The sequence below is a fragment of the Pseudomonas sp. A6 genome (assembly GCF_052367875.1).
GTDB lineage: Bacteria > Pseudomonadota > Gammaproteobacteria > Pseudomonadales > Pseudomonadaceae > Pseudomonas > Pseudomonas citronellolis.
This window is the reverse complement of the sequence record NZ_CP198970.1, coordinates 5,026,770-5,038,811: the sequence shown is the minus strand read 5'-3', so window position 1 is coordinate 5,038,811 and position 12,042 is coordinate 5,026,770. Positions and strand designations below refer to the sequence as shown.

Here is a 12,042-nt window from a genome sequence, read left to right as displayed (position 1 = left end):
AGGTTGCCGGGAGGCAATGGTTTCGCCATGAAAAAAAGGCCGCGGATGCGGCCTTTTCCCGTCGGGGCAGGGCTGCCGGTCAGACGTGCAGCTCTTCCGCAGCGTACAGGGTGTTCTCCAGCAGGCACGCTCGGGTCATCGGGCCGACACCGCCCGGCACCGGGGTGATCCAGCTGGCGCGCTCGGCCGCCACTTCATATTCCACGTCGCCCACCAGCCGGCCGTCGGCCTGGCGGTTGATGCCCACGTCGATGACGATGGCGCCTTCCTTGATCCACTCGCCCTTGACCAGGCCCGGCTTGCCGGCGGCCACCACCACCAGGTCGGCGCGGCGCACATGGTCGGCCAGGTCGCGGGTGAAGCGGTGGGTGACGGTCACGGTGCAGCCGGCCAGCAGCAGTTCCAGGGCCATGGGGCGGCCGACGATGTTGGAGGCGCCCACCACCACCGCGTCCATGCCGTACAGGTCGGCGCCGGTGCTTTGCAGCAGGGTCATGATGCCTTTCGGGGTGCACGGGCGCAGCAGCGGGATGCGCTGGGCCAGCCGGCCGACGTTGAACGGGTGGAAGCCGTCCACGTCCTTGTCCGGGTTGATGCGCTCCAGCAGCTGCGAGGCGTCGAGGTGGGCGGGCAGGGGCAGCTGGACCAGGATGCCGTCGATCGCCGGGTCGGCATTGAGGCGGTCGATCAGGCCCAGCAGTTCTTCCTGGGTGGTGCTTTCCGGCAGGTCGTAGGCCTGGGACAGGAAGCCCACTTCCTCGCAGTCCTTGCGCTTGTGCGCGACGTAGACTTGGGATGCCGGATCGCTGCCGACCAGGATCACCGCCAGGCCGGGAATGCGCAGCCCCTGCTGGCGGCGCTCGGCGACGCGTTGGGCTATCTGCTGGCGGAGGCTGGCGGCGATCGCTTTGCCGTCGATCAGTTTTGCGGTCATGTCGGAGGAGCAACCATAGAGACGGGGAAAAAAGGACGCGCATTTTCGCACGCCGCCCACATAAGGCAAAGGCGGGCCGTCCCCGATTTGCCGTAACTCCTTTATCTCTTTGAAATTTTTTTAAAAAAACCGTTGACGAGGGTAGGGCTCGTCGCTAACATGCGCCCCGCTTGCCGAGCACAGCCTGAAGCAAGAAAGCCAAGGCAGTGCAAACCGGTTCAGTGGTTTCCACTGATCTGCTTAGCAAGGGTTGCAGCCACTAAAGCGCCCGTAGCTCAGCTGGATAGAGCATCCGCCTTCTAAGCGGATGGTCGCAGGTTCGAGTCCTGCCGGGTGCGCCATACTGGCGTTCGGTAAAGCATGTAATATGGTGGGCGTAGCTCAGTTGGTAGAGCACAGGATTGTGGCTCCTGGTGTCGTGGGTTCGATTCCCATCGTCCACCCCATATTCCGAAGCGCCAGGCCCCGAGCCTGGCGTTTTCGTTTCTGCGGTTCCCTGCGGACGTGGTGAAATTGGTAGACACGCCGGATTTAGGTTCCGGTGGCGCAAGCTGTGAGAGTTCGAGTCTCTCCGTCCGCACCATTCTTTTCCAGAAGCTCTCGCAGCCCGAGTATTTCCGCCGCTTTCAGCCTGGGTGACTTCTGCATTTCTTGTGACTAGAATGCTTGCCCTTGATTCTGGGAGCCGGGAGGACCGGCTTACGTCTGTGCCACGAGGAATATCCATGCAAGTTTCCGTTGAAAGCACCTCCGCTCTTGAGCGCCGCATGACCGTTGGCGTGCCGGCCGAGCGCATCGAGACCGAAGTCAACAAGCGTCTGCAGCAGACCGCTCGTCGCGCCAAGGTTCCCGGCTTCCGTCCCGGCAAGGTGCCGATGAGCGTGATCCGCCAGCGCTACGAAGCCGCCGCTCGTCAGGAAGCCCTCGGTGACCTGATCCAGGAAACCTTCTACGAAGCCGTGGTCGAGCAGAAGCTGAACCCGGCTGGCGCTCCGTCCGTCGAGCCGAAAGTGTTCGAGAAGGAGAAGGGCCTGGAATACGTGGCCACCTTCGAAGTCTTCCCGGAATTCCAGGTTGCCGGCTTCGACGGCATCGAGGTCGAGCGCCTGCAGGCCGACGTGGCCGACGCCGACGTCGACAACATGCTGGAAATCCTGCGCAAGCAGAACACCCGCTTCGAGGCCGTCGAGCGCGCCGCGCAGAACGACGACCAGTTGAACATCGACTTCGTCGGCAAGATCGACGGCGAAGCCTTCGCCGGCGGTTCGGCCAAGGGCACCCTGCTGGTGCTGGGCTCCGGCCGCATGATCCCGGGCTTCGAAGAAGGCCTGGTCGGCGCCAAGGCCGGTGAAGAGCGCGTGCTCAACCTGAGCTTCCCCGAGGACTACCAGAACCTCGACCTGGCCGGCAAGGCCGCCGAGTTCACCGTCACCGTGAACACTGTCAGCGAGCCCAAGCTGCCGGAACTGAACGAAGAGTTCTTCGCCCTGTTCGGCATCAAGGAAAGCACCCTGGAAGGCTTCCGCGCCGAAGTGCGCAAGAACATGGAGCGCGAGCTGCGCCAGGCCATCAAGTCCAAGGTGAAGAACCAGGTGATGGAAGGCCTGGTGGGCGCCAACCCGATCGAAGTGCCCAAGGCCCTGATCGGCAACGAAGTGAACCGTCTGCGCGTGCAGGCCGTCCAGCAGTTCGGCGGCAACATCAAGCCCGAGCAACTGCCGGCCGAGCTGTTCGAAGAGCAGGCCAAGCGCCGCGTGGTCCTGGGCCTGATCGTCGCCGAACTGGTCAAGCAGCACGAGCTGAAGGCCGACGAAGCCCGCGTTCGCGAGATGATCGAAGAGATGGCCTCGGCCTACCAGGAGCCCGAGCAAGTGGTCGCCTGGTACTACAAGAACGACCAGCAACTGAACGAAGTGCGCTCGGTTGTACTGGAAGAACAAGTTGTAGATACTGTCCTGCAGAAGGCCAAAGTGACCGATAAGCAGGTATCCTACGAAGACGCGGTCAAGCCTGCTGAAGCTCCTGTAGCGGCCTGATCCAACCCTTCGTTCGATCGTCCATAAGCCAGCCCTCGGGCTGGCTTATGTCTTTGAGACATATCTATTTCATTAGGGAGTGATCGTCGGACATGCCGAATACCTTCATGCCGCAAGTTCCGAACATCCAGGCCGCCGGTGGTCTGGTGCCGATGGTGGTGGAGCAGTCCGCCCGCGGTGAGCGTTCCTACGACATCTATTCGCGCCTGCTGAAGGAGCGGATCATCTTCCTGGTCGGCCAGGTCGAGGACTACATGGCCAACCTGGTGGTGGCCCAACTGCTGTTCCTCGAAGCCGAGAACCCGGACAAGGACATCCACCTGTACATCAACTCGCCGGGCGGTTCGGTGACTGCCGGCATGTCGATCTACGACACCATGCAGTTCATCAAGCCGGACGTGTCGACCATCTGCGTCGGCCAGGCCTGCAGCATGGGCGCACTGCTCCTGGCGGGCGGCGCCGCCGGCAAGCGCTACTGCCTGCCGCACTCGCGGATGATGATCCACCAGCCGCTGGGCGGCTTCCAGGGCCAGGCCTCGGACATCGAGATCCACGCCAAGGAAATCCTCTTCATCAAGGAGCGCCTGAACCAGGTGCTGGCGCACCACACCGGCCAGCCGCTGGACGTCATCGCCCGCGACACCGACCGCGACCGTTTCATGAGCGGCGAGGAAGCGGTGCAATATGGTCTGATCGATCAGGTTTACACTCAGCGCCCCTCGGCCGCCTGAGTCTTTCCGCTCGAACACGGCCGGGCGACCGGCCGTTTCGCGGGCTTGAAAATGCCCGCATTTGCCTTCATCTTGTGTTTCAAGCCTATCCGACTGGAACGATCTAATGACTGACACCCGCAACGGCGAGGACAACGGCAAGCTGCTGTATTGCTCCTTCTGCGGCAAGAGCCAGCACGAAGTGCGCAAGTTGATTGCCGGCCCCTCGGTCTTTATCTGCGACGAGTGCGTCGACCTGTGCAACGACATCATCCGCGAGGAGGTGCAGGAAGCACAGGCGGAGAGTAGCGCGCACAAGCTTCCGGCGCCGAAAGAGATCCGTTCCATCCTCGATCAGTACGTGATCGGTCAGGAACGTGCCAAGAAAACCCTGGCGGTAGCGGTCTACAACCACTACAAGCGCCTGAATCAGCGCGACCGCAAGGACGATGTCGAGCTGGGCAAGAGCAACATCCTGCTGATCGGGCCGACCGGCTCGGGCAAGACGCTGCTCGCCGAGACCCTCGCGCGCCTGCTGAACGTGCCTTTCACCATCGCCGACGCCACCACCCTGACCGAAGCCGGCTACGTGGGCGAGGACGTCGAGAACATCATCCAGAAGCTGCTGCAGAAGTGCGACTACGACGTAGAGAAGGCCCAGATGGGCATCGTCTACATCGACGAGATCGACAAGATCTCGCGCAAGTCGGACAACCCGTCCATCACCCGTGACGTGTCCGGCGAAGGTGTGCAGCAGGCCCTGCTGAAGCTGATCGAAGGCACCGTCGCCTCGGTTCCGCCCCAGGGCGGCCGCAAGCACCCGCAGCAGGAGTTCCTGCAGGTCGATACCCGCAACATCCTGTTCATCTGCGGTGGCGCGTTCGCCGGCCTGGAAAAGGTCATCCAGAACCGTTCCACCAAGGGCGGCATCGGCTTCAGCGCCGAAGTGCGCAGCCAGGAGATGGGCAAGAAGGTCGGCGAGGCCCTGCGCGAAGTTGAGCCCGAAGACCTGGTCAAGTTCGGCCTGATCCCGGAATTCGTCGGCCGTCTGCCGATCATCGCCACCCTCGACGAGCTCGACGAGGCGGCGCTGATGCAGATCCTCACCGAGCCGAAGAACGCCCTCACCAAGCAGTACGCCCGGCTGTTCGAGATGGAAGGCGTGGACCTGGAGTTCCGCCCGGACGCCCTCAAGGCCGTCGCCCGCAGGGCCCTGGAGCGCAAGACCGGCGCCCGCGGCCTGCGCTCGATCCTCGAAGGCATCCTGCTCGACACCATGTACGAAATCCCCTCGCAGACCGAGGTCAGCAAGGTGGTCATCGACGAGAGCGTCATCGACGGCTCGTCCCAGCCACTGCTGATCTACGAGAACAGCGAGCAGCCTGCCAAGGCTGCGCCTGAGGCATAAAGAAAAGGGGGCCTTCGGGCCCCCTTTTTCCTTCCCGTCTACCGCGCTTGTTTTTTCCCTGGCCTAACCCCATCTTAGGCCCAAGGGTCTAACCCCATCTTTTTTGGCCAAGTGCCGCTGTAGAGCCGAATATCATGAAAACACTCGTCGAGTTGCCCCTGCTTCCCCTGCGTGACGTAGTGGTCTATCCGCACATGGTCATCCCCCTGTTCGTGGGGCGCGAGAAATCCATCGAGGCCCTGGAGGCCGCGATGACCAGCGACAAGCAGATCCTCCTGCTGGCGCAGAAGAACCCCGCCGACGACGACCCGGGCGAAGACGGCCTGTACCGCATGGGCACCGTGGCCACCGTGCTGCAACTGCTGAAGCTGCCCGACGGCACCGTGAAGGTCCTGGTGGAGGGCGAGCAGCGTGGCCATGTCGAGCGTTTCATCGACGAAGACGCCCATTGCCGCGCCGAAGTCTCGATCATCGACGAGGCGCCGGTCGGCGAGCGCGAGTCCGAGGTCTTCATCCGCAGCCTGCTGAGCCAGTTCGAGCAGTACGTGCAACTGGGCAAGAAGGTGCCGGCGGAAGTGCTGTCGTCGCTGAACAGCATCGACGAGCCGGGCCGCCTGGTCGACACTATGGCCGCGCACATGGCCCTGAAGATCGAGCAGAAGCAGGAAATCCTCGAAATCATCGAGCTGGCCGCCCGCGTCGAGCACGTGCTGGCCATGCTGGATGCCGAGATCGACCTGCTGCAGGTCGAGAAGCGCATCCGCGGCCGCGTGAAGAAGCAGATGGAGCGCAGCCAGCGCGAGTACTACCTGAACGAACAGATGAAGGCCATCCAGAAGGAGCTGGGCGACATCGACGAGGGCCACAACGAGGTCGAGGAGCTGAAGAAGCGCATCGACGCCGCCGGCCTGACCAAGGAGGCGCTGACCAAGGCCAATGCCGAGCTGAACAAGCTCAAGCAGATGTCGCCGATGTCCGCCGAGGCCACCGTGGTGCGCTCGTACATCGACTGGCTGGTGAACGTGCCGTGGAAGGCCGAGAGCAAGGTGCGCCACGACCTGGACAAGGCCGAGGACATCCTCGACACCGACCACTACGGTCTGGAAGAGGTCAAGGAACGCATCCTCGAATACCTCGCCGTGCAGAAGCGTGTGAAGAAGGTCAAGGGCCCGGTGCTCTGCCTGGTCGGCCCGCCCGGCGTGGGCAAGACCTCGCTGGCCGAGTCCATCGCCCGCGCCACCAACCGCAAGTTCGTGCGCATGGCCCTGGGCGGCGTGCGTGACGAGGCCGAGATCCGCGGCCACCGCCGTACCTACATCGGCTCCATGCCCGGCCGCCTGATCCAGAAGATGACCAAGGTGGGCGTGCGCAACCCACTGTTCCTGCTCGACGAGATCGACAAGATGGGCAGCGACATGCGCGGCGACCCGGCCTCGGCGCTGCTGGAGGTACTGGACCCGGAGCAGAACCACAACTTCAACGACCACTACCTGGAAGTCGACTACGACCTCTCGGATGTGATGTTCCTCTGCACCGCCAACTCCATGAACATCCCGGCGCCGCTGCTGGACCGCATGGAGGTGATTCGTCTGCCGGGCTACACCGAGGACGAGAAGGTCAACATCGCTTCGAAATATCTTGTGCCGAAGCAGACTGCGGCCAATGGTCTCAAGAAGGGCGAGCTGACCTTCGACGAAGCGGCCATCCGCGACATCATCCGCTACTACACCCGCGAGGCGGGCGTGCGCAGCCTGGAGCGGCAGATCGCCAAGGTCTGCCGCAAGGCGGTGAAGGAGGGGGCCAGGGCCAAGCGCATCGAGGCCAAGGTCACCACCGAGACCCTCGAGAACTACCTGGGCGTGCGCAAGTTCCGCTATGGCCTTGCCGAGCAGCAGGACCAGATCGGCCAGGTCACTGGGCTGGCCTGGACCCAGGTGGGCGGCGAACTACTCACCATCGAGTCGGCCATCGTCCCCGGCAAGGGCGCGCTGACCAAGACCGGTTCGCTGGGCGACGTGATGGCGGAGTCCATTACCGCTGCGCTGACCGTCGTTCGTAGTCGTGCGAAAAGTCTGGGAATTCCGGCGGACTTCCACGAAAAACACGATATCCATATCCACGTTCCGGAAGGCGCCACGCCCAAGGACGGCCCCAGCGCCGGCATCGGCATGTGCACCGCGCTGGTCTCGGCGATCACCCAGATCCCGGTGCGCGCGGACGTCGCCATGACCGGCGAGATCACCCTGCGCGGCCAGGTGCTGGCCATCGGCGGGCTCAAGGAAAAACTTCTGGCGGCCCACCGTGGGGGAATCAAAACCGTGATCATCCCCGAAGAAAATGTCCGTGATCTCAAGGAAATTCCGGATAACATTAAGGCAGATCTCGTTATTAAACCGGTTAAATGGATTGACGAGGTCCTGCAAATTGCGCTGCAATACACGCCGGAGCCCTTGCCCGATGCGGCTCCCGAGATGGTTGCAAAGGATGAAAAACGCGAGTCTGATTCCAAGGAGCGAATCAGCACGCATTAGCCGGGGGGCTTTCTTGACACTGTTTTTGGGCCCTTGTTATAAAGCGGCACTTGCTTTGTCAGTTGGCAAACCAGCACCTGCTTTTGCTTACACCTAACACATAGAAACATACTCAACAGAAATAAGGGGACTTAGAGTGAACAAGTCGGAACTGATCGATGCAATTGCCGCATCTGCTGATATCCCGAAAGCTGTTGCCGGTCGCGCTCTGGACGCGGTAATCGAGTCCGTCACTGGCGCCCTGAAGGCGGGTGACTCCGTCGTACTGGTTGGCTTCGGCACCTTCGCTGTCAAAGAGCGTGCTGCCCGCACCGGTCGCAACCCGCAAACCGGCAAGCCGATCAAGATCGCTGCCGCTAAGATCCCGGGCTTCAAAGCCGGTAAAGCCCTGAAGGATGCTGTCAACTAAGCGTCTTTCTGGACTTGACCTGTCCGGTCCGACCTAGCGTCGGATCGGCCGCGGAGCGGCGCTCGGGATGGGTTACCATCCCGCATCGCCGGGGGTCGCGGGCCTAGCCCGCTAGCTCCGCCAGTTGCGAGAAGGCGCATCCTCGGATGCGCCTTTCTCATATCCGCATCTTAAATACCCACGCCTCGCCGACACTGACGGCAGGTGCGTGGCCGCTTTTGGGGGCCGCATGCTGCAAAACATCAGGGACAATTCCCAGGGCTGGATCGCCAAGACCATCATCGGTGTCATCGTCGTGCTGATGGCGCTGACCGGTTTCGATGCCATCATCCGGGCTACCCATCATGAGAATGTCGCTGCCAAGGTCAATGGCGATGACATCAGCATCCCCGAGCTGCAGCAGGCTCAGGAAATGCAGCGCCGCCAGCTGCAGCAGCGCCTGGGCAAGGACTTCGACGCCTCGACCCTGGACGACAAGCTGCTCAAGGACGCCGCACTCAAGGGCCTGATCGAGCGCAAGCTGCTGCTCCAGGCCGCACAGAACGACAAGTTCGCCTTCACCCAGCAGCAGGTCGACCAACTGATCCTGCAGACTCCCGAATTCCTGGTCGACGGCAAGTTCAACGCCGACAAGTTCGACCAGGCGCTGCGCCAGAACGGCTACACCCGCATGCAGTTCCGCCAGATGCTCGAGCAGGAAATGCTCATCGGCCAACTGCGCGCCGGCATCGCCGGCTCCGGCTTCGTCACCGACAACGAGCTGCAGGCCTTCGCCCGCCTGGAGAAGCAGACCCGCGACTTCGCCACCCTGACTTTCAAGGCCGATCCGGCCAAGGCCAAGGTCGAGGACGCCGACATCAAGGCCTACTACGACGCCCACAAGGCCGAGTTCATGAGCCCGGACCAGGTGGTGATCGACTACATCGAGCTGAAGAAGTCGTCCTTCTTCAACCAGGTCGTCGCCAAGGACGAGGACCTGCAGGCCCAGTACCAGAAGGAAATCGCCGGTCTCTCCGAGCAGCGTGATGCCGCGCACATCCTGGTCGAGGTCAATGCCAAGCAGACCGACGCCCAGGCCAAGGCCAAGATCGAGGAGATCAAGGCGCGCCTGGCCAAGGGCGAGGACTTCGCCAAGCTGGCCAAGGAACAGTCCAACGACGTCGGCTCCGCCGGCAATGGCGGTGACCTGGGCTACGCCGGTCGTGGCGTCTACGATCCGGCCTTCGAGGACGCACTCTATGGCCTGAAGGCCAAGGGCGATGTCTCCGAGCCGGTACGCACCCAGTACGGCTGGCACCTGATCAAGCTGCTCGGTGTGCAGGCGCCGGAAATCCCGAGCTTCGCCAGCCTGAAGCCGAAGCTGGAGCAGGACCTGAAGAGCCAACTGGTGGAGCAGCGCTTCGTCGACGCCACCAAGCAACTGGAAAGCTCCGCCTACGAAGCCTCCGACCTGGCCCAGCCGGCCCAGGAGCTGGGCCTGAAGGTCGAGACCAGCAAGCCGTTCGGCCGCGAAGGCAGCGAGGGCATCGCCGCCAACCGCCAGGTCGTCCAGGCCGCCTTCAGCACCGAGGTGCTGGAGGATGGCGCCAACAGTGGCGCCATCGAGCTGGATCCGGACACCGTGGTGGTGCTGCGCGTCAAGGAGCACCACAAGCCGCAGCAGCAGACCCTGGAGGAAGTGACCGCTTCCATCCGCGAAGTGCTGCAGCACCAGCATGCCGCCGATGCCGCCAAGGCACAGGGCGAAGCCCTGCTGGCAGGCCTGCGCGACGGCAAGACGCCGCTGGCCCAGGCCCAGAGCGGCCAGACCTGGAAAGTGGTGGAAGCCGCTTCCCGTGGCCAGGACGGCGTCGATCCGCAGCTGCTCCAGGAAGTGTTCCGCATGGCGCGCCCGGCCAAGGCCGAGCAACCGACCTTCGCCGGCGTGACCCTGGGCAATGGCGACTACGTGCTGATCCGCCTGAACGGCGTCAGCGAGCCGAGCGCCACCCTGAGCGACCAGGAGAAGGCCATGTATCGCCAGTTCCTCGCCTCGCGCAGCGGCCAGGAAGACTTCGCCGCCTTCCGTCGTCAACTGAGCGACAAGGCCGAGGTCGAGAAGTACTGATCCATCGGCTGTGAGAAAAGGCGGAGCAGGGTGACCTGCTCCGCCTTTTTTGTATCCGCCGCATACCGATGCCATCCCCATGTAGGAGCGCGCCCTGCGCCCTCGCCAAGATTGCTCTTCGTAGGATCGAGGGGGACGCCTAGTTCTTGCTCGCGAATGAGCCCCGCAGCGGAGTCTGTTCGCGAGCAAGCTCGCTCCTACGAGAAGCCGTGCTCGTCTGCAACGGAGCGGACCTTGTCCGCGATAGCCAGAACCCCCCGGCGCGATTCGCGGATGAGATCCGCTCCTACGCTGCCCCACCCATGTCATTCCAATGTAGGAGCGCGCCCTGCGCGCGAATCGCGGGCAGGGCCCGCTCCTACAGGGTGCCTTGAAGCCCGGCATTCCCACCCGTAAGTCGATCAGCGGATAACGCCGCAGGTGTTATGCGCCCCACGGGGCCGCTACGTAGGATGGGTTGAGCGAAGCGATACCCACCGCCATAGCCGCATGGACTGCCCTATCCTTCCCGCCGTGGCGAGACTCAACCGAAGCGGTAGATATCCATCCCGAGCGCGCCCAGGGTGAAGCCGGCGTGCTCGACGTGCATGGCGGGGCCGCCGGCGCCGCGGGCGAAGTACAGCGGCAGCAGGTGTTCGTCGCTGGGGTGGTTTCGCGTTGCCGACGGCGCCTGCTGGCGATAGTCGAAAAGCGCGGCTTCGTCGTTGCTCGCCAGCTTCTCGACGATCCAGTCGCGGAAGGCCTGGGCCCAGGGTTCGACCACGTCGGGGCCGGCGTGCCAGTCCAGTTCGCCGAGGTTGTGGGTGATGCTGCCCGAGCCGATGAGCAGGATGCCTTCCTCGCGCAACTGGCGCAGGGCCTTGCCGACGTGGTCCTGCAGGCGCGGACCGAGGCGGCTGGGCAGCGACAGCTGCAGCACCGGGATGTCCGCGGCCGGGTACATCAGGCTCAGCGGCACCCAGGCGCCGTGGTCCAGTGGCCGCTCGACGTCCAGGCTGGCCGGGATGTTCTGGCTGGCCAGCAGTTCGACGACGCGTTGGGCCAGTTCCGGGGCGCCGGGCGCGGGGTACTGGACCTCGTAGAGGGCGCGGGGGAAGCCGTAGAAGTCGTGCCAGGTGTCTGGTCGGGGGCTGGCGGTGACGCGCAGGTCCGGCGTTTCCCAGTGCGCCGATACCACCAGGATCGCCTTCGGCCGGGGCAGTTCGCTGGCCAGGCGCTTGAGTGGCGCCGCACTGGCACCGGGTTCCAGCGCCAGCATGGGGGAGCCGTGGGATATGAACAGGGTAGGGAGCATGAAACACCTCCAGGGAATGGCGTTATGTTCCCGCTGGGATAAATCGAAATCCAGTATAGGTTTTCGACCATAACTATCCGTTAATTCGATTCCGCTAGGCTGTGTCCGAGCCGACGGTCGGGTGGAACCTGGATGGCCACTGGCCGCTCCAACCCATGACTGTTCTGGGTGGTGGCGGTTGCCGAGGTGTTTTTGCCGGCTGCGTCGCAAAGCCAACTATTCTCGGAAAAGAGCCACAGCAAGTTGCGGCCTGCGTCTCTTTGGCGGAGGAGCGGGGGCGAGGATACTGCGCGCCCCGCAGTGCAGTCGTCGTTTCCAGCGTTCGAGGTTCCATCCATGCAAGCCTTCAGGCAAGAGCTGATCCTTCGGGAAGGCGATCGTTTCGTGCTCGCCGACGGTACCGAACTCATCGTCCGCCGCATCCGTGCGGGGCGGGTGAGCCTGGGGGTGGTCGAGCAGCGCGAGCAGGCCGAACGCCATGGCTGGCTGCACTGGCCGCTGCGGCCGGCGTTGCTGCGCGGTCGCTAGCGGCAGACGCCCGGCTGGGCGATCATGGGCATCCGGCGGAGCCGCTCCGCCGATTCCGTGCAGGCAATCCGGCCTGCACCGCAGC

At 63.5% G+C, this 12,042-nt stretch carries 9 protein-coding genes and 3 tRNA genes; 10 read left to right on the top strand and 2 right to left on the bottom strand.

Features of this window, described 5'->3' with window-relative positions; genetic code table 11:
- Positions 1-79 precede the first annotated feature (79 nt).
- Positions 80-934, bottom strand: coding sequence for a bifunctional methylenetetrahydrofolate dehydrogenase/methenyltetrahydrofolate cyclohydrolase FolD (gene folD, locus ACTWJ5_RS21980; RefSeq protein WP_249917248.1), 855 nt, complete (start codon positions 932-934; stop codon positions 80-82).
- Positions 935-1,198: 264 nt separating this feature from the next.
- On the opposite strand from folD, the gene ACTWJ5_RS21975 reads away from it, so the two are divergent.
- From ACTWJ5_RS21975 to ACTWJ5_RS21935, 9 genes are all read left to right on the top strand, one after another.
- Positions 1,199-1,275, top strand: a tRNA-Arg gene (locus ACTWJ5_RS21975).
- Positions 1,276-1,304: 29 nt separating this feature from the next.
- Positions 1,305-1,380, top strand: a tRNA-His gene (locus ACTWJ5_RS21970).
- Between the two features lie 52 nt (positions 1,381-1,432).
- Positions 1,433-1,517: transfer RNA gene (locus ACTWJ5_RS21965), tRNA-Leu, on the top strand.
- A gap of 142 nt (positions 1,518-1,659) precedes the next feature.
- On the top strand, positions 1,660-2,970 hold the full coding sequence (gene tig / locus ACTWJ5_RS21960) for a trigger factor (RefSeq protein WP_116423664.1): 1,311 nt from the start codon (positions 1,660-1,662) through the stop codon (positions 2,968-2,970).
- A 92-nt stretch (positions 2,971-3,062) separates the two neighbouring features.
- On the top strand, positions 3,063-3,701 hold the full coding sequence (clpP, locus tag ACTWJ5_RS21955) for an ATP-dependent Clp endopeptidase proteolytic subunit ClpP (protein WP_009623460.1): 639 nt from the start codon (positions 3,063-3,065) through the stop codon (positions 3,699-3,701).
- A 106-nt stretch (positions 3,702-3,807) separates the two neighbouring features.
- Entirely contained in the window at positions 3,808-5,088 is a 1,281-nt protein-coding gene (gene clpX / locus ACTWJ5_RS21950) for an ATP-dependent Clp protease ATP-binding subunit ClpX (RefSeq protein WP_009623458.1), read from the top strand.
- A 134-nt stretch (positions 5,089-5,222) separates the two neighbouring features.
- Complete coding sequence (gene lon / locus ACTWJ5_RS21945; RefSeq protein ID WP_444436550.1) at positions 5,223-7,619, top strand: endopeptidase La; 2,397 nt, start codon at positions 5,223-5,225, stop codon at positions 7,617-7,619.
- Between the two features lie 136 nt (positions 7,620-7,755).
- Positions 7,756-8,028, top strand: coding sequence for a nucleoid-associated protein HU-beta (hupB, locus tag ACTWJ5_RS21940; RefSeq protein ID WP_003087931.1), 273 nt, complete (start codon positions 7,756-7,758; stop codon positions 8,026-8,028).
- A gap of 229 nt (positions 8,029-8,257) precedes the next feature.
- The gene (locus ACTWJ5_RS21935) at positions 8,258-10,135 is read left to right on the top strand and encodes a SurA N-terminal domain-containing protein (protein ID WP_444436549.1); all 1,878 of its coding nucleotides are present in this window, start codon (positions 8,258-8,260) and stop codon (positions 10,133-10,135) included.
- A gap of 523 nt (positions 10,136-10,658) precedes the next feature.
- Here ACTWJ5_RS21935 and ACTWJ5_RS21930 read toward each other — a convergent pair.
- Positions 10,659-11,429, bottom strand: coding sequence for a DODA-type extradiol aromatic ring-opening family dioxygenase (locus ACTWJ5_RS21930; RefSeq protein ID WP_444436548.1), 771 nt, complete (start codon positions 11,427-11,429; stop codon positions 10,659-10,661).
- Between the two features lie 336 nt (positions 11,430-11,765).
- Here ACTWJ5_RS21930 and ACTWJ5_RS21925 point away from each other — a divergent pair, with 336 nt between their 5' ends.
- Complete coding sequence (locus tag ACTWJ5_RS21925) at positions 11,766-11,957, top strand: hypothetical protein (RefSeq protein ID WP_074976901.1); 192 nt, start codon at positions 11,766-11,768, stop codon at positions 11,955-11,957.
- Positions 11,958-12,042: the final 85 nt, after the last annotated feature.